Raw genomic sequence first — 26,759 nt, 5'->3', positions numbered from 1 at the left:
AGCTGGCGAGGTCGTTTGCCACGAGGTTCTGTACCTGGAATAACGGCGACGAAAGTGGGTCGGACGATTGGATTTCTTGGAAACGATGATTTGGCGCACCGAAGGCATTCGGCCGATTGCCCCGGTACGGTGGCGGCAGTTTGATGGTATACTGAGTGCGTTCTGGGAGGCAGAGAGCCAATCGGGCGCTCGAGGCCATTATCTGGCCGGCCACCCGCATATCATGGTCTTCTTCAACGACATGTCGGATCAGTTCCGGATTTCGAACCATGACGGTCAGTTTGACCGGCAGTACCGGCCAATGCCCCGCGCCATCTATGTTCCGCCTGGCGTTCCTGTTTGGACTGGTAGCACCGGCACGCACCGTTTTTCGCATCTGAACCTGCACCTTCATAAAGATCGCCTTTTGCGATTTCTCTCGCCCTCAATTGGCTCGTCTGCCGCGCTCGCCGCCATTCGTCGCCCGGTCGAGATTTACGACGTAGAGGCCATTCAGGTCCTGGCCGGCCTGATGGTGAACGAACTTTCTGATTGGTCGAAGCACGCGCTTTATGCCGAAAGCCTCGTAAGCAGCATTGTGGCTAGCTTGCTCGATATTCACCAGGAGAAGGAAGGGCAGGCAGCAGGCCGGCTCACGCAAGCCCAGCTGAACAAGCTCTCGTCGCGCGTCGACGACCTCCGCGACGACAGGCTGACGGTCGCCGAAATGGCGCAGGCGGTGGGATTGTCGGAGAGCTGGTTCTCGAACGTCTTCAAGCAGACCACGGGAAAAACGCCGCTGCAGTGGCAACTCGCCAAGCGGATCGATCGCGCGAAGAGCCTGCTTGTCGAGACCGACATGACGATCGCCGCAGTTGCCGCGCAGATCGGCTTTTCCGACCAGGCGCATTTTACGCGCGTTTTCAGGCAAATCGCAGGTAATACGCCGGCCGCCTGGCGCCGGTTTCACGTTGCGCTTTAGCTTTCCGCCGAGGAACGAGTGCTCCTCACTCCTGGACTGATGGCTGGCTGAACGCGCTTGGCAAGCTTTCGCGACGTTGTCGCATCGAAAGAAATAAGCCCGCCAACAAAAGCTGCCGGCGGGCCGCAGCTATCACCAGCTCTGACGCAGAGTGGCCATGACCGTTCGGCCAGGATTGTAGAAGATGCCGCCACTGTCCTGGTGGACACGGTGTTTCTCGTCGAAGAGGTTGCTGGCGTTGAGCTGGAAGGTCGTGTTCTCCTGGATCTTATAGGTGAAGGAGGCGTCCACCAGCACCGCGCTTTCGGACTTTGCCGACTGGGTATTGGCAAGATCCGTGAAATACGAGCCGACATACCGCGCGCCGAGGCCGAACGTCATGTCGCCGCGCGCTCCATTGCTTTCCAGCGTTAAGGTTCCCCAGACCGATGCCATGTTTTTGGGAACGTGCATGAGACGATTACCGTCATTCGCGCCGCCGGGCTCGTCGATGCGGGAATAGATATAGGTGTAAGCCGCAATAAGATCGATATTGTCGGTCACTTCGGCTTTGGCCTCCACTTCAAGGCCGCGATGCCTGACCTTGTCGACAGTCTGCGGGATGTAGGTGACGGTATCATAGGTCGTAATGTTGCCCTTGGTCAGATCGAAGATCGACGCCGTGAATAGAGCGGGGAAGGCGTCGGGCCGGTATTTGACGCCGACCTCATACTGCTTGCCGGTGGTCGGGTCAGCGCCGATTGCAGGAGGCGCGACCGATTCACCGTAGCTCGCGAAGGCCGCGAATTCATCGGTGATCTTGTAGCTCACGCCGATACGCTTGGAAAATTCGCTATGGGTATCGGCTGTTCGTGCATCGGTGAACAGGTCGGTTTCACCAAGATCCAGCCAGTCGTTGCGCAGGCCAAGGCTGACTGTCAGCCTGTCGAAGAAGGTCAGGTCCTGCTGGAGATAAAGCCCGGTCGTCTTCTGATCGTTGCTCGTGCCGTAAGTGGGATCGGTCGAGCTGGGGCCACCGGAGTAGACCGGATCCAGCCAGTTGATTGGTGGCGCACCGGGCAGGTAGAGCCCGTAGTTCTTCGACTTGAAATTGTTGTAATCGAGGCCAAGCAGCGTGCGGCTTTCGAGGCTGTCGAAATTGCCCTCGTACATCAAATGTGTATCGACAACGAACTGCTCGTTATCCGTGTCGCTGCCGAAGTAGTATCGGTCTGCAAGAAACGAGCCGTCGGTTCGTGTGTTGGAGAGATAGGCGCTGCCGAAGTCGAGTCTAGACTTGCTGTAGCGGGCGTTCGAGCTGAAGCTTAGGCCGTCGCCGAAATCGTGATCGAATAGCAGGCTGTAGCTGTTGCGGTTCGTATTGCTGAAATAATAGCCCGGCTCGCCAAAGAACGTGCTTCTGTCAAAGTTGGTCCCATATGGCTGGCCGCCGCTGCCTGGAACGCCCGCCTTGTCCAGATGATCGAAAACGAAGGAAAGGCTGGTCGCGTCAGTCGGGCGCCACGTGACGCCGCCCATGAGGAATTTCTCGTTATCCTTGGAGTAGTCGTATTCCGCATCCGCGTTCTGGAACTTGCCGGTCAGGCGATAAGACAGCGTATCATCTTCGGTAATGTTGTCGCCGAAATCGAAACCGGCTTCCTTGTGCGCGTAAGAGCCGGCGGTGCCATAGACCTCGCCAAACCGCTCGCTTTTTGGCAGCTTCGTGACGTAGTTCACGGAGCCTCCCGGCTCGGCCACGCCAAAGCCTGCGGAGCTGGAGCCCTTGAGCACCTCTATGCGTTCGAACGCATAGGGCTCTTCGCGAACGCCGGCAAATGTGCGGCCGATCGCTAGGCCGTCGCGATATGTGTAAGGTACGAAGCCTCGAATATCGAAATAGTCGTAACGATCGTCCGAACCATAAAAATCGCTCGATACGCCTGCGCTATACTGCACGACCTCTTCGACCGTCTCGGCGGCGCGCTCCTGGATTTCCTTGGACGTGATGACCGAGACGGAGGCGGGCGCCGTTAGAATGTCGGTCGGCATTTTGCCGACGCCTGTCGTCTCCGTCGCAACAACCGACTTTGAATCGTTTTCAGTATTCAGAGTACCCTGGGGACCACCGCCACCTTGGAGAACGATCGGCGCTAACGAAGTGTCGGAACCAGTGCCATTTGCGTCTTGACCTAAGAGCAAGGTCGGCGCCAAAGCGGTGATAGCCGTGCAGCCGAGAAGGATTGCAGTCTGGTAGCGGAGGGAACCTCGGCTTGCGTGGCGGCCTGCAGTATCGATATCCATGATCATATTTCCAAAGTTGACGTCAAGACAATGGCCCAGCCCCAAGCTTGGCGACATCGCTTGAGCGAGGTCGCTGGTGGATTGCCTGGCATTGGCTTGGTTCATTGTGTCCGGTAGTGCTCTTAACTTGAGTATGTCTATCCAGTATTGTAGCTTTCCCTTGCATTGTACGAACCTACGGAAATATCACTCTTGTGTGGCCACAACGCCGCTCTCCCTGTTGACGGCAGTGACATAACCTGAAACTTAAAGTCAACTTATTGACTGTTCGGGTGAGTGCGATAATGCGATTTTTCCTGTTTGCCGTGGCCGCGGCGTTTACTGCCCTATCGAACCTCGTGCCCGCGTTGGCATGGGCGGCGGAGACCACGACTTATCCGATCACCATCAGGCATGCGTTCGGCACAACAGTTATCAACGAGAAGCCCGAGCGTATCGCAACGGTGGAATGGGCAAACCACGAAGTTCCGCTCGCGCTCGGCATCGTTCCCGTCGGCATGGCGCGCGCCAATTTCGGTGACGACGACGAGGATGGCGTTTTGCCCTGGAACACCGCGAGGCTGAAGGAATTGCATGCCGAGACGCCCGTCCTGTTCGACGAAGGCGACGGCATCGATTTCGAGGCGGTCGCGGCTACAAAGCCGGATGTTATTCTCGCAGCTTATTCCGGAATGAGCCAGGCCGACTACGAGACGTTGAGCCAGATCGCACCTGTCGTGGCCTATCCGGAGGCACCGTACTCCACCGATTGGCGGGAAACGATCCGGATGGATAGCGCCGGCATGGGTATGACCGCGGAAGGCGAGGCTTTGATCGCCAAGATCGACAATGAGATCGCGCAGGCAGTGGCCGGCCATCCCGAGCTCAAGGGAAAATCAGCGATGTTCATCACCCATCTCAACGCAACAGATCTGAGCGTCGTCAACTTCTATACGGCCAACGATACGCGGGTGAAGTATTTCGCCGATCTCGGTCTTACGTCGCCCAAGAGCGTCGTCGAGGTCTCGCAACCCGGCAAGTTCTCCGGCTCAGTCAGTGCCGAACATGTCGACAGTTTTGACGATGTCGATATCCTCGTCACCTATGGCGGGCAGAAGCTGCTCGATGCGCTGGATGCCAGCCCGCTCTTGTCCAACATGCCGGCTGTGGCCAACGGCTCGCTCGTCTTGCTTGGAAACAATCCTGTTGGAAACGCCGCGAACCCGACGCCGCTTTCGGTATCCTGGGTGCTGAAGGATTATGTCGAACTGCTGTCCGAGGCAGCCAGGAAGCCGGCCAGCAAGTCGAAATGAGCGTTATAGCCTTCAAGTCAGACCATCGTGGCGCGGGCGTGATCGCGCGTTCGAACGCAGGACGCGGCCTCTGGCTGCTTTGCCTGGCTTCGCTGCTTGCTGTGCTGTGCTTTTTTTCCGTCACGACAGGAGCGCGCAATGTGGGCTGGCCGGATATCGTCATGGCCCTGCGCGGAGAAACGCAGACGATCGGTCAATCGGCGGTGGCTCTGCGTATTCCACGGACGCTGCTCGCGGTGCTGGCCGGCGCAGCCCTAGGCCTTTCCGGAGCGATCATGCAGGGCGTCACGCGCAATCCGCTTGCCGATCCCGGCATCCTCGGCGTCAATATGGGCGCGTCGCTTGCCGTGGTCATCGGTGTCGCTTGGTTCGGCATGGATTCAGCCGACGCTTATATATGGACCGCAATTCTGGGCGCGGGCTGTGCAGCTTCCTTTGTCTACACGATCGGGTCGCTCGGTCGCGGCGGGGCAACACCTTTGAAGCTCGCGCTCGCCGGCGCTGCGACCTCCGTGGCATTTTCCGCCATGGTGATTGCGGTCGTATTGCCGCGTGGCGACATTGCCGGCGGCATCCGCTCCTGGCAGATCGGCGGCGTCGGCGGCGCAACCTTCGAACGCGTCCTTCCCGTGCTGCCTTTTCTCGCGGCTGGTTTTGCGATCAGCCTGCTGTCCGCACGCAAGCTGAATTCACTGGCGCTCGGCGATGAGCTGGCCGCCGGGCTTGGAGAAAGGGTTGCCGTGGCGCGAGCAATCGCCTCGCTGGGTGCCATCCTGCTATGTGGTGGCGTTACTGCGGTCTGTGGCCCTATCGGCTTCCTCGGACTGGTTGTGCCGCATCTGTGCCGGCTGCTGATCGGCACGGATCATCGTTGGCTTCTACCGTTCTCGGCAGTTGGCGGCGCCTGCCTGCTAACACTCGCCGATGTCGCGGGTCGTATCGTCGCGAGGCCGTCCGAAATCGATGTTGGGATCGTCACCGCGCTCATCGGGGCGCCGTTCTTCATCTGGATCGTCAGACGACAGCGGGTGCGCGAATTGTGACCATCATGCTGCCAACTCTCGATTTGATCGTATCGGTGCGGCGGCACCGCTCGCGTTGCCGTGCCATTATGGTCATGGCACTTGTTGTGATCATCGTTGCGCTTTTCGTCCTGACATTGGTGCTCGGGCAATCTTACACGCCGATTTCCGATGTATGCAGGGTCCTGATGGGCGAAAATGTTGCCGGCGCCAGCTTCACGGTGGGTCAGTTGCGGCTGCCGAGAGCGGTAATCGCTGTATTGGCGGGACTGAGCTTTGGACTTGGCGGTGTCGCCTTCCAGACGATGCTGCGCAATCCGCTGGCGAGCCCCGATATTATCGGCATCACATCAGGAGCGAGCGCGGCCGCGGTCTTCGCCATCGTCGTGCTGGCGATGAAGGGGCCGGCCGTCTGCGTACTGGCGGTCGCCGCCGGTCTCGGCGTCGCCGTTTTGGTCTACGCGTTGTCGTTTCGAAACGGCGTCTCTGGAACGCGGCTAATCCTTGTCGGTATCGGCATTTCGGCCATGCTGGAAAGCGTCATCGCCTATATTCTTTCAGCCGCGCCATCGTGGACGTTGCAGGATGCAATGCGCTGGTTGACCGGCAGTCTGAACGGAGCCCAGTTCGGCCAGGCGTTGCCATTGTTGCTTGCGCTTGTGGTCTTCGGCGGCATTCTGATGAGCCGGGCGCGTGATCTCGACGCATTGCGGATGGGTGACGATATGGCCGCAGCCCTCGGCGTCAGGATCTCGACAACCCGAATGCTTGTCGTCATAGGCGCTGTGGGCATGATCGCATCGGCGACCGCGGTCACCGGCCCAATAGCCTTTGTCGCGTTCCTGTCCGGTCCGATTGCAACGCGCATCATCGGTGCCAGTGGGTCGCTGCTAATCCCGTCCGCGCTGGTCGGCGCGATCCTTGTGCTTGGCGGAGACTACGTCGGCCAGTTCCTGCTACCGGGCCGCTATCCCGTCGGCGTCGTGACCGGCGCTCTCGGCGCCCCCTACCTGATTTATCTGATCATACGCGTCAACCGCAGTGGAGGCTCGCTATGACTGCCCATACCCTCAATGCCACCGGCATCACAGCCGGTTACGGCGATACCGAAGTTCTTCACGGCCTCGACCTGGCCGTGCCACCGGGACGGATCACGGCAATCGTCGGCGCCAATGCCTGCGGAAAGTCGACGTTGCTGCGCGCCATGTCCAGGCTGCTGTTTCCCCGAGAGGGCCATGTACTGCTCGATGGAAAATCGATCCATCGGATCGCGCCACGTCAACTTGCGCGCACGCTGGGGCTGTTGCCCCAGCAGCCGATCGCGCCCGAGGGGATCACCGTGTCCGATCTCGTCGGACGCGGTCGGCATCCGCATCACAGCATGTTCTCGCGCTGGACGAAGAGCGACGACGAAGCCGTGGAAAGCGCGCTTACCTCGACGCGAACTGCTGACCTCGCGGAGCGGTCGGTAGACGAACTTTCGGGCGGACAGCGTCAACGTGTGTGGATCGCCATGGCGCTTGCTCAGCAAACGGATATCCTGCTTCTGGACGAGCCGACGACCTTCCTCGACATCAGCCATCAGGTCGAAGTTCTCGACCTTTTGACCGACCTCAATTGGGAACGCGGCACGACTGTCATCATGGTGCTCCATGATCTCAATCTCGCCGCGCGCTATGCGGATTACCTGGTCGCCTTGCGCGACGGGCGTGTGGTGGTCACGGGTGCGCCGCAAGAGGTTTTGACGCAGGCGACCGTCCGGCACGTTTTCGGGATCGAAAGCGAGATCATCATCGATCCCGTCTCCAACCGACCGATGATGCTACCGATTGGACGGCATCGGCTCGCCGGATGCAAAAGTCAGGCGCTACGTACCTGAGCGCGGTTTACGAATTCAAGCTTTCGGGGATAGCCTATCCGCAGGATCCGGCGAATATGCTCGAGGAGATATGCGAGCATTTCGTGGAGCATGCCGAGTTGCTAAGAAACGCCAACCATGCCATGTTGAAAAGCTCATTTGGTACGGCCAGCATCCGTCTTCAGGACCGAAAGCTGCTTATCGACCTGAACTGTCGGTCGGAACACGGCCTGCAGATGTTCCGCACGAGCCTTGCTGAGCACCTGTTTTATTTCGCAGGTGAGACAGACTTCGACCTCGAATGGTCGCAGCCCGTTTCGGCAGCGTTGCTGCCGAACCTTCATGAGGTCACGGTGACCGGGGTGGAAGATGTCACACCCCATAAGCGGCGGGTAAAGGTCCGCTGTGCTGACGTTGGCCCTTTTATCGGCGGCGACATGCATGTGCGCATCCTCGTGCCGCCAAAAGGACGGCAGCCGGTCTGGCCCCGCTATCGCGAAAATGGCCGTATTGCGTGGCCCGACGGCGAGGATGAGCTTCTCGTGCGCGCCTACACGATCCGCGCTGTCGACGTCGAACGTGAAGAACTATGGATCGACTTCTTTCAGCATCCAATGCCTGGTGTAACGACACCAGGCGCTGACTTCGCGTCCAATTGCCAGATTGGCGATCGGCTTGGCTTGCTTGGTCCGGGCAGCGGCTGCCTGCCGGTATCGTCTCGCATACTGCTCGTTGGTGACGAAAGTGCATTGCCAGCGATTGCCCGCATCATTGCCGAAGTTGCGCCTGGGACGCAGATCGAGGCGATCATCGAAGTCGAAGATAGCCGCGAGCAACAGTCGCTGTCGACCGAAGGGACACTGAAAGTGCGCTGGTTACATCGGAAGGCTTATGCTCCGGGTGCGCAGCATGTTCTGGCGCAACAGGCCAAGGCCGCAATCATCGCCTCAAGCCCCCATACCTTCGTTTGGGTCGCCTGTGAAAAGGAAGAGGCCCGGTCATTGCGTAGCTTGCTCAAGAGCCGCAAGCATGACCAAAAGTCGATGTATGTTGCCTGGTACTGGGAACGGGATGCGGGGCAGTCAGTCTAACTGGCAGGGGTCGCGGTGCCGTTGTACCATATCGCTGAACTCAATATTCCGCCATTCACCTAAGACTTAGTTTTTGTGACAAGGCCCACACTCTTCTGCGCAGTTGCGCGCCCCGGCGGCAGGATATCAGGCCAGCGGATTTGCTGGCTCGTAGGTCCAGATCTCATCAAAAACCGCGACTTGATTTCAAACGGGGTAGCAATCGTTGCTTGCTGCGGTCTGTTCCGAGCGACGCTCGCCACGTCCTCGACGAGGCTCAGCGCCGCGCAAAAATCTAGCGCTTGGCCAGCGCATGTTCCATACGGTTGAGACCCTCGCTCAGAAGCGATCGCGGGCAACCAAAGTTGACACGGATATAGCCTCCATAGGCCGCCCCAAATTCAGATCCTGCGCTGAAACCCACCTTGCCGTGTTCGAGGAAGAATGCCTGCGGATCCGGCGTCAGGTCCATGTCACGGCAGTCGAGCCAGGCAAGAAAGGTGGCTTGCGCCTTCACCAACCTGATGGCGGGGAAACGGGACGCGATCTCTTGGGAAAGGTAGTCGCGGTTGGCTTGGATATAGCCGAGCATCTTCTCTTTCCACGACATAGCGTGCGCGTAGGCCGCAAGCGTCGCCTCGAGACCAAGGATGTTGACACTGTCGACCATTCCGAGTTTCGACTGCGCGAAGCGTTCGCGGATATCCTTGTTCTGAACGATCGCGAACGCCGTCTTTAGACCGGCGATATTGTAGGTCTTGCTGGCGGCCATCAGGGTGACGGTGCGGTTCGCGGTCTCGTCGGAAAGCGTTGCGATCGGGATGTGGCGGCGGCCGTCGAAGAGCAGGTCGCAATGGATCTCGTCGGAGATGATCAGTGCATCATTGTTTTCGCAAAGCGCGGTGATCTCCGCGAGCTCGTCTTTTGTGAACACTTTGCCGGTCGGGTTCTGCGGATTGCAGAGCAGCAGCGCGCGTGATTTGGCAAGCGCAGAAGCCAGCGGGCCGACATCCATCACGTAGCCCTGCCCGGTCGCCCTGAGCGGCACTTCGTTGCGAACAAGACCCCAATGACCGGCCGCATTGAGGATGGGGCGGTAGACTGGCGTTTGCACCACCAGCCCGTCGCCGGGCTCCAGCATCGCCTTCAATGCCATGTTGAAGCCGGGCTCCACGCCCGGCAGGAACACGATGTCGTCTGCTGTGATCAACCAATCGTATTTAGAGGCCATATCCTCGACGATCCGGGCGCGCAGCTCGTCGCGGGCGACGCCATAGCCGAGCATCGGATGTTCGAGCCGGCTGCGGATCGCGTCGACGATCTCGGGGGCCGCGGGAAAGTCCATATCGGCGACCCACATGGGAAGGATATCGGCCGGGTATCTGCTCCATTTCGAGCTGCCAGTGCCGCGGCGCTCATGCACAGCATCGAAATCGGTCATGGCTTACAGTCCCCTGATCATGCCGCCATCGACGCGGATGGACGACCCCGTGACATAGCTGGCCTGAGAACTCGCCAGGAATACTGCGACGGCCGCGAATTCCTCGGGCTTGCCGTAACGGCCGACCGGGATTTCGTTGCGCGATGCTTCCTGTACGGCTTCGAGCGATGCACCGGTCCTGTCGGCCTTGATGCCATCCAGCTCGCGGACGCGGTCGGTGGCGATGCGGCCGGGGAGGATCATGTTGACGGTGATGCCGTGGCGGGCGACCTCGGAGGCGAGCGTCTTCGACCAGCCGGCGACAGCGGCGCGCACACCGTTCGACAAAGCGAGATTGGCGATCGGCTGGACGACGCCGGAAGAGCCGATGGTGATGACGCGGCCCCAATTGCGAGCGATCATGCCTGTTAGCATGGCGTCGGTAATCGAGAAGATCGAGGTCGCCATTGACTGGAAGGCTGAAACCCAGCTTTCCGAGGACTGACCGAGCGCCGGACCGGCCTTTGGACCGCCTGAATTGTTGACGACGATATCGACGCCGCCTTCAGCGTTGAGCTTCTCGATGAGCGCTGCGACCGAAGCGGCATTGGAGAGATCGACGGACACGGGAACGATGTTGTCGGTCGCCTGGATCTTGTCGGCGCTGCGGGCAGCGGCGAAGACCTTGACGCCTTCGGCCGCGAGCCCGGCCGCGATCGCGGCGCCTAGGCCGCGGCTGGCGCCGAGAACGAGTGCCTTCTTACCAGAGATGTGCAGGTCCATTAGTTCAAATCTCCTAGTTTCTTTTCCTGGCGGGCAATCAGCCGCTCGACTTCGGCCACTGCCGCCGCGTTCAATACGGCACCGGGGCGGCGCTGGGCGGCGCTGGCGATCGCGCCGCGCTTGGCCAATAGATATTTGCGAACGGCGAGGCCGAGGCCTGGCTGCTGCTCGTAGCGCATGAGGGGAAGGAAGGCATCGAAGAGGTCGTGCGCCTCCTCATGCCGGCCTTCATTGCTGAGCCGGCAAACATTCACCATCATTTCTGGATAGGCAAAGCCGGTCATGGCTCCATCGGCGCCGCGCTGCATTTCCTCCGGCAGGAAGACGCCGGCATTGCCGCAAAGAATCGAGACGCGTCTGCGACCCTTGGCCTCGGCGGAGCGCAGGTCGGTGATCTTCTGGAGGCCGGGCCAATCCTCGTGCTTCAGCATGACGATGCTCGGATGCGCCTCGAAAATCACGCCGAGCGTTTGCGAGCTGATCTGGACGCCGGTTGCCAGCGGAAAGTCCTGGAGGACGATGGGGACGTCGGTGCCGATGGTTTCGACGACGTTGCGGTAGTAGGTGATAATCTGGTCGTCGGTGCGCAGGCTGGACGGCGGCGCGACCATGACGCCGGCGGCGCCGATATCCATCACCGCCTTCGTCAGCTCGCCGATCGCGGCAAGCCCTGGCGCAGAGACACCGACGACAACGGGCTTGCCGGCCGAGCGCGCGAGCGTCCGGCGCGTAACTTCGATCGATTCTGCCTGGGTTAGCTTTGGCGCTTCGCCCATCATGCCGAGGATCGTCAGGCCGTCGGCGCCCTTTTCATAGTAGAAATCGACCATGCTATCGATGCTGGGTGTGTCGATCGCGCCGCTTTCGTCGAAGGGGGTGCAGGCAATGACGAAGACGCCCAAAGTATCGGCTGTGATGTGTGACATGTCTTATCCTCCTGTAACTCAGAACCAGGCTGAATTGCCGCGGCCGACATACTGGCCGTCGCCGGGGGCGTTGACGATCTCCGTCCCATCATAGGCGAGCTTGCCGCCGACATAGGTGCGGGCGACGCGGACGCCGAATTCGCGGCCGTCGAACGGGCTCCAGCGGAGCTCGTCATGTGCCTTGGACGAATCCCAGACCTGTGATTCCATCTTGAGAATAGCGATGTCGGCATCCGCGCCGACGACGAGCGCGCCCTTTCGCGGCCACAAGCCAAAGAACTTGGCGGGGCGTTCGCACAACTGCTCGACGGTCAGGGTCAAGGCGTCGAAGCCTCGTATCTTGGCACCCGTGTAAAAGGCGGGCAGCAGGGTCTCAAGGCCGGGAACGCCGGCGCCGGCGTCGAAGATCGATGTCGTGAACTTGTTGTCGATCGGCCAACTGGAATGGTCGGAGCTGACGAAGGCGACACGGCCGGATACGACATCGTCCCAGAGCAGCTCGATCTGGCCGGGGCGGATCGGCGGGTTGACCTTCATCTTGGCGCCGAGCGCCGGGCCATCGATTTCGGGGTCGAGCCAGAGGTAGTGGATGCAGAGTTCGCCGGTGGCGCGATAGCCGTCCATCAGATAATTCTCGACCAGGTCAAAACCACGCGTCGTTGTCAGATGCACGATATGAGCGTGCGCGCCGGCGGCGGCTCCCAGTTCAAGGAACTGCGCGGTTGCGGCCATTTCAGCGGCCGGCGGCCGGCTTTCGGAATGGGCCTCGATGCCATCGCGGCCAGCGGCCTTGGCGGCGGCGATGTTGGCGCGAACGATTTCCTGGTCCTCATTGTGCACGCCGAGCGGGATCGCAGTCTCGGCCAGTGCGGTGAAGATCTCCAGCGTCTGGTTGGAGGATATGCGCGGGAAGCGGGTCGGGCTGCTTTCGAAGGTCGAGATCTTGAAGGCGACAACGCCACCCGCGATCAGGCCGTCGACCTCGTCGGTGGACTGGCCGGGCATGACAGTCCCGTATAGGGCGACGTTGGTGTGGGCGTGCTCGCGGATCGCCGCGACCTTGTGATCGAGCCTTGCAACCGAATTGAGGGGGGCGGGATTGTCGTAGGGCATGTCGACAATGGTGGTGATGCCGCCGGCGACCGCCGAACGCGTGGTCGAGCGGATGCCGGGCAGGCCGCCATAGCTGCAGGCATGGGTTTGACCGTCAATGACGCCTGGGATGATCAGGTCGGCGCCGGCATCGAAACGATCGGTCGCATCGGGGGGGCAGCCGACACCAATCGCCGCGATTTTGCTGTCACGGATGGCGATCCAGGCGTTCTCGAGCGGTCCCTCGGGCAAGACGGCTGTGCCGCAAATGACGATGTCGTAAGTCATAATCCATGCCTTCCATATTGCAGGTCGAGTGTGGTGGAGGCGAGTGCCGCACCCGCCTGCACCGGATCGATCACGGGGATCCCAAGTGCATCCTGCATCGCCTGGCGATAACCGCCGAGGCCAGCGCAGCCGAGGATAATGACGTCGGCCGCGTCCTCGTCGCGCAGCAGGCGCGCCGTGCGGGCGACGGTTTCGACCACGTCTCCCGCCATGAGTTGGGCGACCGTCATGTCGATGGATCGATCACCGGCAAGACGACCGTCAAAGCCGAGCACCTTGAGATAGCGAAGGTGGCGGTCGATCGAGGATTGGCCAAGCGAGACGATGCCAAACTTCTGTCCAAGGCCCAGCGCTGCAAGATAGGCAGCCTCGGCGATGCCGACAACGGGACGCGTTGTCGCCTTTCTGACCGCGGCGATGCCGGGATCGGAAAAGCAAGAGAGCACGAAGGCATCGGCGTCGGACATAGCGACCGCTTCGAGAATGTTGGGTATAACCTCGGCCACATGAGCATCGGTCTCGATGCCGGGTGGGGATTTTTGCAACTCCGTGCAGCGGATGTCATGGCGCGTGGCGTCACGAAGGATGCCCAGGCAGGTCTCCATCGATCGGGTGACCGAAACGGAGCTATTTGGATTGATGACGAGAATTTTTGACAAGGCGATACCTGCTGGGGGACAGCATTGCGTCCATTAAATATATTACGTAGTATATCAGAAAAAGCCGCTTGTCAAAGTTCTGTTGGCGCAGGACCTGATGATGCGAAGTGTTCGTGGAAATTGGCGGATTGCTCGCTTATGTTGGTGCTCGGCTCGACGGATGACCGCCGAAATCGGAAACTGGAGATTGATTTTGATCAAAGCGGACACGTCAAGTGGCAAGCGCGCGAAGTCGCTGACGGAGACGGCCTATGCCATTCTTCGCGAGCGCATCATCACCGGCGACCTTGCGCCCGGCGTGGAGGTCTCGGAACCGGAACTGGCCGAGCAACTGTCTGTCAGCAAGACCCCGGTGCGCGAAGCATTGGCGCGGCTCTGCGTCGAAGGCTTCATGGAAGCCTATCCCAGACGCGGCTACCGCGTGACGCCGGTGACGGTGAAGGATATGAACGACCTCTTCGCAATCCGTGGGATGCTGGAAGGGACGGCAGCGGCACTTGCCGCCAAGAACCTCTCAGACGCCGATCTCGATCTTCTCGATCAGCTTGCCGGTGTCAGCTACGTGATCGGCGAGGAGGTCAGCACCAAGACCTTTGTCGATTCCAATCAGGAATTTCATTCCGCGATCGCGCACGGCTCGCGCAATCCGCGCCTTTATGCGCTGGTCATGAGCCATCTGGAAGAATGCGCGCGGCTGTTTTACATGGGCGCGCGTGTTCGCGACATCAATCCGGAGACGAATGACGATCACCACCGCATCGTCGCCGCACTGCGACAGCGCGACGCCGACAAGGCGCGTGACGCCGTGATGGAGCACAACGAGAATACGCGCCAGGGAATATTAGGCGCTCTCGTCGCAAGGGGGCAGGTGGGGCTGACGCTCTGATCGTTGGCCCCGCCTCAGGCGACCTTGACGAGGTGGCCGGGCGCCGGCTCGTCATAGCGGGCGACAGGGGGCTGGTAGTCGGCGGGCCTCACCGCACTGCCGATTTCGCCGCCTGGTGTCGCGCGGCGGATATGGCGGCGCGCCGGGTCGGCGATCGGGACCGCGCTCAACAGCTTGCGCGTATAGGCGTGTTGCGGATTGCTGAAGATCTGCTCGCGCGTGCCGATTTCGACGATTTCACCGAGATACATCACCGCGACACGGTGGCTGACGCGCTCGACGACCGCCATGTCGTGGCTGATGAAGAGATAGGCGATCTTCAACTGCTCCTGCAGTTCCATCATCAGGTTCACGACTTGCGCCTTGATCGATACGTCTAGTGCTGAGACCGCCTCGTCGGCGACGATCAGACCGGGATTGAGGGTGAGCGCGCGGGCGATGCTGATACGCTGCCGTTGGCCGCCCGAGAATTCATGCGGGAAGCGCCGCGCCATGTCTGCCTGCAGGCCGACGCGCACCATCAGATCCGCCATCTTCTCGCGCGCCTCTTTCGCCGTCGCCAACCCGTGCGTGATCATCGGCTCCATGATTGCATCGCCGACGCGCATGCGGGGATTTAGGCTGGAGAACGGGTCCTGGAAGATCATCTGCATGTGCTGGCGCTGCTTCGTAAGCTTCGTGTGGTCGAGCGCCCTGATATCCTGGCCATCGATATGGATGGAGCCGCTGACCGGCTCGATGAGGCGCAGCACGGAGCGTCCGGTGGTCGATTTTCCGCAGCCGGATTCGCCCACCAGCGAGAGCGTTTCTCCCTTGTGGAGATCGAAGGAGACGTTCTCGACCGCATGCACGCGGCCGCTGACGCGTCCGAAAAGACCCGACTTGATATCGAAACGGGTGACGAGGTTGCGGACCTCGAGGATGGGGCGCTTGCCGATTTCGACGGTGCCGGTGATCTCGCGCTCCGGCGAGGCGATGCCGGTGTCCGTGTCCGTCAGCGGCAGCGTGGCCGGGAAGGCGCGGCCTTCCATCGAGCCCAGCCTCGGGACGGCGGAGAGCAGCGCCTTGGTATAGACATTGAGGGGCGCCTTGAAGATCTGTTCGGTCCGACCAATCTCCAGCGCGCGCGAGCGGAACATCACCACCGTCCGGTCGGCGATTTCGGCGACGACGCCCATGTCGTGGGTGATGAACAGAACCGCCATATTCTCCTCGTCCTGCAGCGACTTGATCAGCTGCAGGATCTCCGCCTGGACGGTGACGTCGAGCGCGGTGGTCGGCTCGTCGGCGATCAGGAGTTTCGGACGGCAGGCGAGCGCCATGGCGATCATCACGCGCTGGAGCATGCCGCCGGAGAGCTGGTGCGGATATTCGTCGTATCGGCTGGCGGCGGCCGGAATTCTCACGCGTTCGAGCAGGCGCACGGCCTCGGCGCGCGCCTCTTTCTTCGAGCATCCGCGATGGCGGATAATAGCCTCGGCGATCTGGCGCCCGACCGTCAGGACCGGGTTGAGCGAGGTCATGGGCTCCTGGAAGATCATGGCGATGTCGTTGCCGCGCACATCCTGCATCTGTCGCTCCGGCAGCGACAGGAGATCGGTGCCGCCAAGCGTGATCTTGCCTGATACTCGCGAGGTGCGCTCCGGCAGCAGGCGCATGATCGACATGGCGGTGACGCTTTTTCCGGAGCCGGATTCGCCCACGATCGCGACCGTCTCGCCCGCCGCGATGGTGAAGCTCACGTCGTTGACGACAGGCGTCCACGCGCCATTTCTGCGGAAGGACGTGGTGAGGTTTTCGACTGAAAGGACTGTCAAGCGCGGATACTCCGGATCGCGGCAAAGCTGGCAGGCGGTTATTGCAACGCGTCAGTGAACAAATGTCAATAAAAATACCTAGTAGAATATCACGTAAGATATTTTGAGCTTGCGATCCTTTTCTCGATCGACAACTCTGCCTCTGAGTTAGATGCAAACAGGTGCCTCACTGGATCGATCGGAGACCCACATGACAGACGCGCAGCGCCAGACGGTTTTGCTCACCCCCGCTCAGCTGCAGGCGATGCGCGCCTCTGGTGCCGATGTGACCGTCATCGCTGTCCACTCGATCAACCCCTATACGGGGCAGGCCTCGTTCAAGGGGCAGCGCATCGAAGGGGCGATCGATACGCAGGCCTATGAGGATTTCCAATCGCCGGCGACAGTCGAGGGCGGGCAGCGGCCTTTGCCCGATATCGCGGTGCTGCAGGCCAAGGCCCGCACCTGGGGCCTGCGTCGCGAGAGCACGATCGTCATCTATGACGCCGATCGCAGCATGACGGCAGCGCGGGCCTGGTGGGTGCTACGCTGGGCCGGTCTTCCCGACGTGCGGGTGCTTGATGGCGGCTTTCCGGCCTGGCTGACCGCCGGCCTTCCCGTCACCGAAGCGGTCTCTCATCCAACGCCGAGCGATATCACGCTGACCTCAGGCCACATGGCCGAGATCGGGCCGGATGAGGCGCTGCGTCTCGCCGTCGAGGGCGTGCTCCTCGATGCCCGCATCCGCCCGAACTATATCGGCGGCGCGTCCCTTCCCGGCCAGCCGCTGCGCGGGCATATCCCTTATGCGCTAAGCGCGCCGGCGCCCGACAATGTCACCGATTACGGCAACTTCACCGATACGGCGACGCTCAAGGAGATGTATCGCGCGCTCGGCGCCGATGGCCTGAAACCGGTGGGTGTCTATTGCGGTGCCGGCATGTCGGCCGCGCACACAGTGCTGGCGCTGGCGTCGATCGGTATCGATGCGGCGATGTATCCCGGGTCGTGGTCGGCCTGGGTGAGCGATCCGACGCGGCCGGTCGTCTGGGGCGCTGACCCAGCATGAACCGTCGATCGCCCGAATTTTTCACATGAATGCTGCTGTGCAGAATAATCTTTTCGCAAATGCACAATAATTAGGCCATATTGGCTACTTGTTCAAAACGCTGGCAGGCAAGGCTTTACAGCCGGAAAAGCGATGATATATTTCGTGGAATATCAGAAGAGGAAAGCCCTTGATGGGCTGACAATGATAGGCTCGGGCGACGTTAGCCGCGCCGACGCCAGACCGTGAAAGGGTTGTGCGAATGAGACTGCTCAAAGGACTTGCCGCCGTGGCCTTGGTCGCCTTGCCGATCTTTTCCGGATCGGCGCATGCCCAAAGCGACGAGCAATTGAAGACGCTGGTCGTTGCCGTTCCTTCCGATCCCGTCAGTCTCGAGCCCGGCACCAACAAGGCCGAGCCGATCGGCAGCGAAATCATTCTCAACGTCTTCGACACGCTGGTCGCCTGGACCGCGCCCGATTTCAAGCAGCTCGAAGGCCGTCTCGCCAACAGCTGGACCGTTTCGGCCGATGGCAAGGAATTCGATTTCAAGCTGCGCGATGGCGTGAAGTTCCAGGATGGCACTCCATTCGATGCGGCCTCCGTCAAGTTCTCGCTGGAGCGCACCAAGGCCACCAACTCATACGTCAAGGCGACCTTCGACCTGATCAAGGACATTGCTGTCGTGTCGCCCACCGAAGTCAAGATCACACTCTCCGAGCCTTATCCTGCGTTCCTGTCGATCTTGGCGCAGCCGCAGTCGGCGATCGTCAGCCCGGCTGCCGTCGCAAAGTACGGCGACAAGTTCGCGGCCAATCCTGTCGGCACCGGACCTTTCTCCTTCAAGAGCGCGCAGGCCGACACCAATGTCGTGCTTGAAGCCAATCCCGACTACTTCCGCGGCGCGCCGAAGCTCTCGCGCATCATCTACCGCGTCATTCCTGACGCCTCCACGCGGCGTTTGGAGCTCGAAAGCGGCGGGGTCGATGTCGTACAGCAGCAGGGCCAACTGTCGGCGATCGCGGCTGAGGACATCGAAGCACTGAAGTCGAACAAGGACGTCAAGATCATTGAGGTGTCGAGCCAGATCATTCGCCAGCTGGAATTCAACAACAGCAAGAAGGACGGTCCCTTCGCCAATATCAAGGTCCGCGAAGCGGTTGCGCATGCAATCGACTATGACGGTCTTCTGACCGGCGTGTTCGGCGGCACGGCTGAACGCGTCTATGGCCCGCTGACCTCAAACAGCTGGGCTTTCGATCCTAAGATCAAGGACATGGCGCCGGCCTACGATCCGGAGCTTGCGAAGAAGCTTCTGTCCGAAGCCGGCGTCGATCCCTCCACCATCAATCTGAAGCTCTATAGCTTCCAGGGTCCGTTGTGGGGTGCCGTCGCCACCTTCGTTCAGGCCAACCTTGCCGATATCGGCATCACGGCAACGATCGAACAGACCGAATTCCCGGCCTATCGCGCGCTGCAGACCGCCGGCCAGTTCGATGCTGCGCTGGATGGCCGTCAGCCCTGGTACAATGATCCGGACGCACACATCACGATCGGTTACCTGTCGTCGCTCGCCAACACCGCGATGACCTTCCGCATGCCTGAGGACAAGGCGCTTGACGATCTGATCTTGAAGGCGCAGCAGACGGTCGACATGGATGCCCGCAAGGCGCTCTATCAGCAGGTGCAGGAAGAGATCGTCAAGCGCGTGCCGGGCGCCTACTTGTTCAGCCCGAAGCTCATCGTTTTCACCCGCGCCAATGTCGAGGGCTTGGTGGTCAACAGCGCGCCTCCGCTCAACGAATATTGGGGCGTGTCCAAGAAGTGAGGCGCACCGCGTTTCTCTAACGAAAAAACGACCCGCAGCGGTTCACTGCTGCGGATACCTTCCTGAGGATGTGAGTAAAACTGGGCATGGCGACCTTCATCTTGCGCCGTTTGATCGCGTTGATACCTGTCATGTGTATCGTGCTGGTTATCGTCTTTTCGCTGGTGCGCTTCATTCCCGGCGATCCCGCCGTGACCCTCCTTGGGCCGGGAGCCACGCAGGCGCAGATCGATGCTCTGCGAGCGCAGCTCAATCTCGACCAGCCGTTTCCGATCCAGTTCCTAAATTACGTTGGCGGGTTGCTGCAGGGCGATTTCGGCATATCGCTGAAGACGGGCCAGCCGGTCGCGCATGAAATCCTGCTACGGCTGCCGGCCACTATCGAGCTGTCGGTGCTCGCCGTCATCGTCGCCGTCATCATCGGCATCCCCATCGGCGTCCTGTCTGCCACCCGCCCCAATTCCGTCTTCGACCACGTGACGCGCGTTGTCTCGCTGGTTGGCGTTTCTATGCCCGCCTTCCTGCTGGCGCTGATCCTGCAGCTGGTCTTCGGCACCTATCTCGGCTGGCTGCCGGTCTCCGGTCGCATGAGCTCCTTCATCGTCGCGGAACCGATCACCGGCTTCGCGATCTTGGATGGCGTGATCACTGGCAACTGGGCGGCGGCGCTCAGCGCGTTGCAGCACCTGATCCTGCCCACTGCCGTTCTCGCCGCCTTCCTTGCCGCCACGCTCGGCCGTTTTGTGCGCAATACCATGCTCGAAGTCATGGGCGAGGATTTCATCCGCACGGCCAAGGCCAAGGGGCTGCGACGCGGCGACGTGATCATCCATCACGGGCTGCGCAACTCGCTTTTGCCGGCAATCATCGTCATCGGCCTGAAATTCGCCGAGATGCTCGGCGGCGCCATCCTGACGGAGACCATCTTCGCTTGGCCGGGGATCGGACGCTACATGTTCGAGGCGATCAAGAACCGCGACTATCCTGTCATACAGGGCACGACGCTGGTCTTTGCGCTGCTCTTCGTTTTCACCTCGATCGTGGTCGACGTCCTCTACGGCGTTCTTGATCCGCGCGTCCGCAAGAAGATGAAGTGAGCGCGATGTCAGAGTTTTCCAGCTTCCTGCGCAAGAACACGCTGGCGATGGCCGGCAGTCTCATCCTGATCGCCCTCGTGCTGGTGATTGTCTTCGGGCCAATGATCACGCCCTATTCGCCGACCAAGCTCGACGTGCTGCACAAACTTGCGGCTCCTAGCTTCAGCCACTGGCTCGGCACCGATGCCTTCGGCCGCGACGTCTTTACCCGCATCATGCATGGCGGCCGAGCAACGCTTGCGATCGGGGTCGGTGTCGTTGCGATCGCCTTTGTCGTCGGCGTCTCGTTCGGCATGCTCGCCGGTTTCGCCGGCGGGTGGACGGACAGTGTCATCATGCGCATCGTCGATGCGATCCTGGCGTTTCCGGCGCTGGTACTGGCAATCGCGCTCGCAGCCGCCTTCGGCCCAAGCCTTGAGAACGCGATGCTTGCCGTGGCGATTACACTGGCGCCGCAGTTTGCCCGCGTCGCCCGTAGCCAGGCGCTCAGCATTTCTGTGAAGCCCTATGTCGAGGCCGCGATCTCGCTCGGCCTGCCGACGCCGCGCGTGCTTTTCCGCTACGTGTTTGTGAACGGTCTGGGACCGCTCTTGGTGCAGTCGACGCTGGCGCTTGGCAGCGCCATCCTGCAGACCGCAAGCCTCGGCTTTCTCGGCCTCGGCGCCCAGCCGCCGATGGCGGAGTGGGGCGCGGATGTCTCGGCCAACCTGCAATTCGTACGTGGTGCCGCCTGGGTGGCGTTGGCACCGGGCATGGCGATCCTGCTTGCCGTGCTATCTTTCAATCTGATCGGCGATTCCCTTGCGGACTGGTTCAATCCGCGCCGACGCAGCGAACTCGACTAAGGCCTATAATGTCTACACTGACGATCAGCCTCGAGAAGGTCGATTTCCTGCCACCGACGCGGGTCACCGACGACACCAGCGTGCTGACACTGAAGAACCTGGTGTTCGAGCCGTTATTGAAATGGCAGGATGGACAGGTGCTGCCGGCGCTGTTTTCCAATTGGACGCATAGTGCAGACGGTCGCGAATGGCGGTTTGTAATCCGCGAGGGCGCGACGTTTCACGATGGAAAGCTCTGCGTGGCCGGGGACGTCATCGCATTCATCGACGGCATTCTCGAGGCCGTCGATACGTTTGGGATGAAGTGGTCCTATGCGCGCTATCTGGCCGATGCGAAGATCACCGCCGAAAACGACGCTACGGTCGTCGTTCGCAATCCTGACGCTTTTGCCGATATTCTCGACATATTCTCCGAATTCTACATCTGTCGCTTGGCGACCGATGGTCAGCCGATCCTCGGGACAGGGCCTTTCCGCGTGCGCTCGTTCGAGCCCAGGGCAAGAGCCGTGCTTGAGCGCGTCGCCGCACATGCCGAGCCGCGGGAGATCGTCGCCATCGCCGAGCCCTCCGCCGACAAACGCTTCGCCCTGCTGACATCGGGTGCGGTCGATGCGGCGCTCAACCTTGAGCGTGTCGAGGGGCATCTCGTAATGGACGATCGTTTTCAGTGGGGCAAGGCGGTTAATACGCTGTCGGTGATGTTCTATCTCAATTGCCAAGAGGGCGTCTTCCGCTCGCCCGAGGCAAGGCTCGCGGCCAATCTCGCGGTCGACACCGCCCGCATCGCAGACGAGATTTTCCACGGCCTCGCCGTGCCGTCGTCGAGCATCGTCAGTCCCTATCATCTCGGCATGGCGAGCGCCGGCCTGTCGCCGATCCCCTACGATCCTGAGCGCGCGCGGGTGCTGCTCAATCAGGTCGAGGAAAGCAAACGCATCACGCTACGCACGCCGACCTTCATGCCCGAGCGCGCGCCCGAGGTCAGCCGGTTGGTGGCGACGTCGCTTGAGGCCGTCGGTTTTGAGGTGGAAATAGAGATCGAGATCGACCGGCCGGAATATGCGCGCCAGATCGGCCGCAAGGAGATGGGCGATCTGGCAATCTTCGATTCCTCGCCGCACAGCACCTATCGCATCCTCAACGACAAGATCTCCAGCGTCACCAAAGCGGTGTGGTGGCAGGGCTATGACGACGCCGAGGCGCAGCGCCTGATTGCGGTCGCCAATGCCGCCGTCGAGCCCGCGATGCGCGAAGCTGCCTATGCTGCGTGCCTGACTTATCTCAACGCCAATCCGCCCTGGCTCTACCTGGTGCATCCGGTCGACGTCTTCGCCGCGCGCAAGGAAATTGCCGGGTTATTCATCGATCACAAGGGCACCTTGAGGATCGCCTGAGCCAGTAAGGACAGACCATGAAAAACGATTATTCGATCACCTTCTTCTATTATGACGACATTCATGCCGTTGTCCCGTTCTACGAACAGACCCTCGGCTTCGAACTTGTCCTCGATCAGGGCCTGGCACGCATTTATCGCATCGCCGAGAACTGCTATTTCGGTATTGTCGACGGCAATCGCGGCCACCTGAAGCACCAGGAAAAGAGCGCAGTGCTGCTGACGATCGTCTCGCAGGATGTCGAGGGATGGCATGCGCGTCTCAAGAAAATAGGAGTTACCGGGCAATCCGAGATGCTGCGTGGCCGCTTCTGCGAACATTTTTTCTTCGAGGATCCCGCCGGCTATGCGATCGAAATCCAGCGTTTCCATAATCTCGAAGTCGCGAAGCTGTTTCAATGACCACCTCGAAAGAAACGCCGTTCGGCCCCGTGTTTGACGCTATCTTCGCGGAGGCGAAAGCGTTTGCCCAAGCGCCGCTACTCGGCTTGCCTGATGGCTCGGTGGCCGACCTCGCATCGGGCTATATCCCACTGTTGGTCAATTTCACTTTCGAAGACAAAGCCGCCAAGGGGCTGCGCAAGCTCAAGGATCAGGCCGAACCCGAGCCGGCTGTCTATTTCACGGCGCTGGAGATGGTTCGCGACAATCCGGCGATCATACTGGTCGGCGAGACCGGAAGCGGCAAGACGAGTTTCGCCCGCCACCTCGCTTCCCGGTTGGCCACGGGCGCCTCGGCCATGCTGCCGCAGGCGGTGGCGCGCAACGATCTGGGCGCGGTGCACGAGGAGCACTGGGACCTTGAGAATATCGCTCCTGTCTACATGACTGTCACCGGTCCACAGACATTCGAGGATCTACTTGAGCAGACCGGCGCGCGAGCGGTGTTCGACGATTTGACGCTGGCCGATGCTGATATCACCATTCTAATCATTCTCGATGCGATCGAGGCCGCCGTCGATCGAGGCCCGCATCTGCTTGCCGAGGCGCTGGCGTTTCAAAAAGCGCATGCGCGGGTGCGGCTGTTGGCGCTCGGCGAGATCTCCACCGTCAAGAGCTGGCCACTGCCGGCCGATTGCGTCCGATATGACCTGTTGCCGCTTCTGAAGGCGCAACGCGTCGAAGCCGCTGCGCGGCTGGCGGGTCTCGATCTCGCCCGCTCGAACGTGGCGCTTGGTTCGGCTGCCGGCAATCCCGCGCAGTTCGCCATGGCGATGTCTGCAGGCGATGCCGGCGAGACCGCCGAAGCCATCACCGACCGCTGGGTGGCACGGATCGCCGGCGACGACAAGACGATGGGTGTCCTCTGCGGCCTTGCCTTCGATGCGCTCAGTGGAAAGAGTGACGATCCCGCGCTGTTTCCCGTCACCCGCGTGCGCCAGTTATTGGCGGCGCGCCATCTGTCGTCAGAACCAGCCGATAAGGCGGTGCTGCCGTTCCGGGCGTTTCCGGCTCTCTGGGCGCCGGTCCTGCGAGGGCTTTCCAATCGCCTTTCCGGCACGCAGGCAGCCGACCGGCTTATCGAAGCGCTGCTTGGCGGTGAAGGCGACAACATGCTGCGCGGGGCGCTGCTTGCCGCCGACCTCGTGACCGAAACCAGCCCGCTTCGCGAACGCATCGCCGCGCATCTGCTCGCCATTATCAGCAGCGGCGCTCTTTCGGCCGCGCAACGCGAGCAAGCAGCCCGCACGCTGTCGCGCTGGGGAGACCCACGCGACCTGCAGGCACTTGTCGATGTTCCCGCTGGTACCTTCATGTTCGGATCAGATACGCATCCGAATTCGGCGCCGCCGCATGCGGTGACAGTCGGCGCGTTCAAGATCGGTATCTACCCCGTCACGAACCGCGACTATCGAGCTTTCGTGGAGGAAACCAACCGCCTTTGGCGCAGTCCCGATGGTCTCGCGGAAGATCGCCGCACTACACCTGCGACGGATCTGACTTGGCGCGATGCGCGCGCCTATTGTGACTGGCTAACTGGACGTTGGCGTGCGCAGGGCCGCATCTCGGCAGATGAAATCGTGCGTCTGCCAACGGAGCCGGAATGGGAGCGCGCGGCGCGCGGCGACCAGCCTGATAAGGGCGCCGACATGGTCATCTATCCCTGGGCTACCGAATGGCGGGACGACGCGTCCAATTCCGAGGAAGCGGGGTTCAACACCACCTGTGCCGTCGGCCTTTTTCCCAAGGGCAAGTCGCCATATGGCTGCTATGACATGGCCGGCCAAGTATGGGAGTGGGCTACAACGCTCTGGGGCGAGGACATGGCAACGCCGCATTACAAGTATCCCTACGCCAACGACGGCCGCGAGGAACCGGATGCAGGGCCATCCATTCGCCGTGTGCTGCGCGGCGGTTGTTTCTCCAGCGGCAAGCTCAAGGCCTGCTGCACCTACCGTGGGAGCCTGGAGCCGGACGGTTTCTGGCGGGGTAATGGCTTCAGGATCGTGGTCGCACGAGCCTGAGGTTAAGGGGCCAGAATGCCCATAACACTTCCTCACGAGCTCCGTGCGGCTGCAGCTTATGCGCTGGACGAGCTCGAGGGCGCAGCCACAAGGCGCTAGCACTCAAAGTGCCACGGTGAGCTCAAGTCCGCGCCGTGGCAGGAGCCGGTACGCAAGTAGGTGCACAGCTTTGCTGACGCCAGCCTGGCCTGGATCGCCGACGGCTTGCCGATGGTGGTCCGGCGGGCGACAACGCGAGCGAAGCAGGGGAGGGCAATCTTTGCTGCCGTTGCGGGAGCCTAGCTTCTCGCCCGCAGCCGCTTTGATATGTCGCTCTCCAACGCAATGACCGCCAGTTTTCGCGCCGCAGGTCTCATACCCAGTTGAAGGCTGCCGTGCATCTGGAAATGGTGCGAATGAATCGACTTAGGAAATTGCCATACAAACCAAAAAAGTGCAGCGCACGCCTTACCTCTTCGGCGCGGCTTTTGGTTTTGGTTGATAAAGACGCCGTCTGACGTTCGAGCGCAAAGCATTGCGCAGATCCCTGTCCACCAGCGACAAGTCGAACCATTCGGGATCAAAATACCCACCGCACCAGCGCATCGTTTCTGCATATTCGGGGTCTTCCTGATCGGTGATGAGCGTCAGGAACCGGTCATAACCTGACACGCCACCGACATCTTCCGGCGGTCGCGCCCTTTCGCCGGCGATGCAGCTTCCTTGTTTCGGCGAAGACGCGAGCGTCAAGAAATCCTCGACCGCGACGGTGTGCCGCCAGCCATCCCCGAAATCATAGTGATAGCTGAAGACAGATCCTTGTTCGAAGTCCTGCAAGCGAACCTCTGTCTGATCGAAGACGCGAGGATCGTCGTCGGCCGCATCCTCTGTCAGGACCTCGACATCACCATAGCGCAGACCGCCAATTAGAAACTCGTAGAGATGATAGTTCCACCAATTGAAGGCAGCCTGAATTCCGAGATGTAGATGTTCCAGGTTCCAATGTATCGGCAAAATTAGCCGACGCCAGACTTGCGGCTGGATGCCGTCGATAGAAACTCTGATCTGCACGGCGTTTGCGGGCGTGAACATGGCAGGAATGAACATGGTCGGAAGGGGATCGTCAAGAAGGCCGCTCGTCGTTTTTTGCATCGGCAAGCTCGAGACAGCAGCCTGTCGACTTGTGCAGCCGTTCATGCTCACTGTCTCTGATATGAGCCCGAAGGGAGCACCGGCACGGATGAAAGCACGGCCGATATGGTGTCGAAGGTTTGCATCGAAATTCTTGCGCCGGAATGATAAGATATTCGAAGTTCGGACGCGACGACCCGGCCCTGCTGTTAAAAAAATTGTGCCCGGCATCGAGCACCGATGGCGATGACCGTGCGATCTGTGACGAATGCCTAGCGGCCTGACCTCCAGCCGAGAAGCACATCTGTTGTATGGCAAGGCGTTTGGCGGAACAGACGTCGCCAGTTCAACTGCCATCGATAAGCTGGACGGCGCTCGATACTGAGCGATGCGAAATCTCATACGCATAGGTGATCGAGCTCATTGTCTCCTTCGAGCCGAATGCGTGTACAGCTGCGCTGCATCATAACGGACCAGATATAAGTGGAAAGACCATATTGCGTTGCAACATTTGCATGGCTGCATTGCGATCTACACGCTGGCGATCGGGGCAGCCTCTGGTATGTTTAATTCATGGAAGCAATGCACCTCCTCCCGCAGAGCTTCGTGTTTCAGGCGACCCACTCCTCCTCCCAGG

The 26,759-nt window shown here is 60.7% G+C and carries 22 protein-coding genes; 14 read left to right on the top strand and 8 right to left on the bottom strand.

Translation table 11 applies throughout. The annotated features are described in order from the left end of the window. Window positions 1-67 precede the first annotated feature (67 nt). A complete protein-coding gene (locus tag ACIQUB_RS25020) occupies window positions 68-961 on the top strand; it encodes a helix-turn-helix domain-containing protein (RefSeq protein WP_402933315.1) in 894 nt (297 codons plus the stop codon). Between the two features lie 132 nt (window positions 962-1,093). Here ACIQUB_RS25020 and ACIQUB_RS25015 read toward each other — a convergent pair whose 3' ends face one another. Continuing rightward, on the bottom strand, window positions 1,094-3,244 hold the full coding sequence (locus ACIQUB_RS25015; RefSeq protein WP_402933312.1) for a TonB-dependent siderophore receptor: 2,151 nt from the start codon (window positions 3,242-3,244) through the stop codon (window positions 1,094-1,096). 284 nt (window positions 3,245-3,528) lie between these two features. Here ACIQUB_RS25015 and ACIQUB_RS25010 point away from each other — a divergent pair, with 284 nt between their 5' ends. The 5 genes from ACIQUB_RS25010 to ACIQUB_RS24990 are packed head-to-tail and all read left to right on the top strand — an operon-like array spanning window position 3,529 to window position 8,507. After that, the gene (locus tag ACIQUB_RS25010; protein ID WP_402933310.1) at window positions 3,529-4,536 is read left to right on the top strand and encodes an iron-siderophore ABC transporter substrate-binding protein; all 1,008 of its coding nucleotides are present in this window, start codon (window positions 3,529-3,531) and stop codon (window positions 4,534-4,536) included. After that, window positions 4,533-5,579: a FecCD family ABC transporter permease gene (locus ACIQUB_RS25005; protein ID WP_402933307.1), complete on the top strand. Its 1,047-nt coding sequence runs from the start codon at window positions 4,533-4,535 to the stop codon at window positions 5,577-5,579. The genes ACIQUB_RS25010 and ACIQUB_RS25005 overlap by 4 nt, the downstream gene beginning before the upstream one ends. 5 nt (window positions 5,580-5,584) lie before the next feature. Next, window positions 5,585-6,616, top strand: a complete 1,032-nt coding sequence (locus ACIQUB_RS25000; RefSeq protein ID WP_402933304.1) for a FecCD family ABC transporter permease — start codon at window positions 5,585-5,587, stop codon at window positions 6,614-6,616. After that, the gene (locus tag ACIQUB_RS24995) at window positions 6,613-7,437 is read left to right on the top strand and encodes an ABC transporter ATP-binding protein (protein WP_113238830.1); all 825 of its coding nucleotides are present in this window, start codon (window positions 6,613-6,615) and stop codon (window positions 7,435-7,437) included. Before ACIQUB_RS25000 ends, ACIQUB_RS24995 begins: the two co-directional genes overlap by 4 nt. Next, entirely contained in the window at window positions 7,434-8,507 is a 1,074-nt protein-coding gene (locus ACIQUB_RS24990; RefSeq protein ID WP_402933473.1) for a DUF2218 domain-containing protein, read from the top strand. Before ACIQUB_RS24995 ends, ACIQUB_RS24990 begins: the two co-directional genes overlap by 4 nt. Window positions 8,508-8,781: 274 nt before the next feature. Here the strand turns inward: ACIQUB_RS24990 and ACIQUB_RS24985 are convergent, their stop codons facing one another. The 5 genes from ACIQUB_RS24985 to ACIQUB_RS24965 are packed head-to-tail and all read right to left on the bottom strand — an operon-like array spanning window position 8,782 to window position 13,654. Then, window positions 8,782-9,927, bottom strand: coding sequence for a MalY/PatB family protein (locus tag ACIQUB_RS24985; protein WP_402933300.1), 1,146 nt, complete (start codon window positions 9,925-9,927; stop codon window positions 8,782-8,784). 3 nt (window positions 9,928-9,930) lie between these two features. After that, window positions 9,931-10,689 carry an SDR family oxidoreductase gene (locus tag ACIQUB_RS24980; protein ID WP_402933297.1) on the bottom strand — a complete coding sequence of 253 codons (759 nt, stop codon included), beginning with the start codon at window positions 10,687-10,689 and terminating at the stop codon, window positions 9,931-9,933. After that, window positions 10,689-11,615 (bottom strand): dihydrodipicolinate synthase family protein, encoded by a 927-nt coding sequence (locus tag ACIQUB_RS24975; RefSeq protein WP_402933294.1) that lies wholly within the window; start codon window positions 11,613-11,615, stop codon window positions 10,689-10,691. The genes ACIQUB_RS24980 and ACIQUB_RS24975 overlap by 1 nt, the downstream gene beginning before the upstream one ends. Window positions 11,616-11,633: 18 nt before the next feature. After that, window positions 11,634-12,995, bottom strand: coding sequence for a dihydroorotase family protein (locus tag ACIQUB_RS24970; protein WP_402933291.1), 1,362 nt, complete (start codon window positions 12,993-12,995; stop codon window positions 11,634-11,636). Further along, window positions 12,992-13,654, bottom strand: coding sequence for an aspartate/glutamate racemase family protein (locus ACIQUB_RS24965; protein ID WP_113238835.1), 663 nt, complete (start codon window positions 13,652-13,654; stop codon window positions 12,992-12,994). The genes ACIQUB_RS24970 and ACIQUB_RS24965 overlap by 4 nt, the downstream gene beginning before the upstream one ends. 193 nt (window positions 13,655-13,847) lie before the next feature. On the opposite strand from ACIQUB_RS24965, the gene ACIQUB_RS24960 reads away from it, so the two are divergent. Continuing rightward, a complete protein-coding gene (locus tag ACIQUB_RS24960) occupies window positions 13,848-14,540 on the top strand; it encodes a GntR family transcriptional regulator (protein WP_402933287.1) in 693 nt (230 codons plus the stop codon). Between the two features lie 14 nt (window positions 14,541-14,554). Here the strand turns inward: ACIQUB_RS24960 and ACIQUB_RS24955 are convergent, their stop codons facing one another. After that, entirely contained in the window at window positions 14,555-16,357 is a 1,803-nt protein-coding gene (locus tag ACIQUB_RS24955; RefSeq protein ID WP_402933285.1) for an ABC transporter ATP-binding protein, read from the bottom strand. Between the two features lie 190 nt (window positions 16,358-16,547). Between ACIQUB_RS24955 and ACIQUB_RS24950 the strand changes: the two genes are divergently transcribed. The 7 genes from ACIQUB_RS24950 (at window position 16,548) to ACIQUB_RS24920 (ending at window position 25,012) form a co-directional block, all read left to right on the top strand. Continuing rightward, window positions 16,548-17,405 carry a sulfurtransferase gene (locus ACIQUB_RS24950; RefSeq protein ID WP_162737579.1) on the top strand — a complete coding sequence of 286 codons (858 nt, stop codon included), beginning with the start codon at window positions 16,548-16,550 and terminating at the stop codon, window positions 17,403-17,405. A 241-nt stretch (window positions 17,406-17,646) separates the two neighbouring features. After that, entirely contained in the window at window positions 17,647-19,212 is a 1,566-nt protein-coding gene (locus ACIQUB_RS24945; protein ID WP_402933282.1) for an ABC transporter substrate-binding protein, read from the top strand. An 86-nt stretch (window positions 19,213-19,298) separates the two neighbouring features. Next, window positions 19,299-20,309, top strand: a complete 1,011-nt coding sequence (locus ACIQUB_RS24940) for an ABC transporter permease (protein WP_402933279.1) — start codon at window positions 19,299-19,301, stop codon at window positions 20,307-20,309. Between the two features lie 5 nt (window positions 20,310-20,314). Next, on the top strand, window positions 20,315-21,154 hold the full coding sequence (locus ACIQUB_RS24935) for an ABC transporter permease (RefSeq protein WP_113238840.1): 840 nt from the start codon (window positions 20,315-20,317) through the stop codon (window positions 21,152-21,154). 8 nt (window positions 21,155-21,162) lie between these two features. Beyond that, on the top strand, window positions 21,163-22,548 hold the full coding sequence (locus ACIQUB_RS24930; RefSeq protein WP_402933275.1) for an ABC transporter substrate-binding protein: 1,386 nt from the start codon (window positions 21,163-21,165) through the stop codon (window positions 22,546-22,548). 17 nt (window positions 22,549-22,565) lie between these two features. Next, window positions 22,566-22,949 carry a VOC family protein gene (locus ACIQUB_RS24925; protein ID WP_402933272.1) on the top strand — a complete coding sequence of 128 codons (384 nt, stop codon included), beginning with the start codon at window positions 22,566-22,568 and terminating at the stop codon, window positions 22,947-22,949. Next, the gene (locus ACIQUB_RS24920; RefSeq protein WP_402933269.1) at window positions 22,946-25,012 is read left to right on the top strand and encodes an SUMF1/EgtB/PvdO family nonheme iron enzyme; all 2,067 of its coding nucleotides are present in this window, start codon (window positions 22,946-22,948) and stop codon (window positions 25,010-25,012) included. The genes ACIQUB_RS24925 and ACIQUB_RS24920 overlap by 4 nt, the downstream gene beginning before the upstream one ends. 447 nt (window positions 25,013-25,459) lie before the next feature. Here ACIQUB_RS24920 and ACIQUB_RS24915 read toward each other — a convergent pair whose 3' ends face one another. Beyond that, window positions 25,460-26,083, bottom strand: coding sequence for a plasmid pRiA4b ORF-3 family protein (locus ACIQUB_RS24915; RefSeq protein WP_402933470.1), 624 nt, complete (start codon window positions 26,081-26,083; stop codon window positions 25,460-25,462). Window positions 26,084-26,759: the final 676 nt, after the last annotated feature.

Origin of the sequence: Rhizobium sp. NPDC090275 (assembly GCF_044772225.1) — a bacterium.
Lineage (GTDB): Bacteria > Pseudomonadota > Alphaproteobacteria > Rhizobiales > Rhizobiaceae > Rhizobium.
Note: the sequence above shows the minus strand (reverse complement) of the source record. Positions and strands in the feature narration are given on the sequence as shown.

Bases quoted from the DNA above. Each gene is read 5' to 3' on its own strand.
- ACIQUB_RS25015 (WP_402933312.1), bottom strand. From the start codon at position 3,244: ATGGATATCGATACTGCAGGCCGCCACGCAAGCCGAGGTTCCCTCCGC.
- ACIQUB_RS25010 (WP_402933310.1), top strand. From the start codon at position 3,529: ATGCGATTTTTCCTGTTTGCCGTGGCCGCGGCGTTTACTGCCCTATCG.
- ACIQUB_RS25005 (WP_402933307.1), top strand. From the start codon at position 4,533: ATGAGCGTTATAGCCTTCAAGTCAGACCATCGTGGCGCGGGCGTGATC.
- ACIQUB_RS25000 (WP_402933304.1), top strand. From the start codon at position 5,585: ATGCTGCCAACTCTCGATTTGATCGTATCGGTGCGGCGGCACCGCTCG.
- ACIQUB_RS24995 (WP_113238830.1), top strand. From the start codon at position 6,613: ATGACTGCCCATACCCTCAATGCCACCGGCATCACAGCCGGTTACGGC.
- ACIQUB_RS24985 (WP_402933300.1), bottom strand. From the start codon at position 9,927: ATGACCGATTTCGATGCTGTGCATGAGCGCCGCGGCACTGGCAGCTCG.
- ACIQUB_RS24980 (WP_402933297.1), bottom strand. From the start codon at position 10,689: ATGGACCTGCACATCTCTGGTAAGAAGGCACTCGTTCTCGGCGCCAGC.
- ACIQUB_RS24975 (WP_402933294.1), bottom strand. From the start codon at position 11,615: ATGTCACACATCACAGCCGATACTTTGGGCGTCTTCGTCATTGCCTGC.
- ACIQUB_RS24970 (WP_402933291.1), bottom strand. From the start codon at position 12,995: ATGACTTACGACATCGTCATTTGCGGCACAGCCGTCTTGCCCGAGGGA.
- ACIQUB_RS24950 (WP_162737579.1), top strand. From the start codon at position 16,548: ATGACAGACGCGCAGCGCCAGACGGTTTTGCTCACCCCCGCTCAGCTG.
- ACIQUB_RS24945 (WP_402933282.1), top strand. From the start codon at position 17,647: ATGAGACTGCTCAAAGGACTTGCCGCCGTGGCCTTGGTCGCCTTGCCG.
- ACIQUB_RS24940 (WP_402933279.1), top strand. From the start codon at position 19,299: ATGGCGACCTTCATCTTGCGCCGTTTGATCGCGTTGATACCTGTCATG.
- ACIQUB_RS24935 (WP_113238840.1), top strand. From the start codon at position 20,315: ATGTCAGAGTTTTCCAGCTTCCTGCGCAAGAACACGCTGGCGATGGCC.
- ACIQUB_RS24930 (WP_402933275.1), top strand. From the start codon at position 21,163: ATGTCTACACTGACGATCAGCCTCGAGAAGGTCGATTTCCTGCCACCG.
- ACIQUB_RS24925 (WP_402933272.1), top strand. From the start codon at position 22,566: ATGAAAAACGATTATTCGATCACCTTCTTCTATTATGACGACATTCAT.
- ACIQUB_RS24920 (WP_402933269.1), top strand. From the start codon at position 22,946: ATGACCACCTCGAAAGAAACGCCGTTCGGCCCCGTGTTTGACGCTATC.
- ACIQUB_RS24915 (WP_402933470.1), bottom strand. From the start codon at position 26,083: ATGTTCACGCCCGCAAACGCCGTGCAGATCAGAGTTTCTATCGACGGC.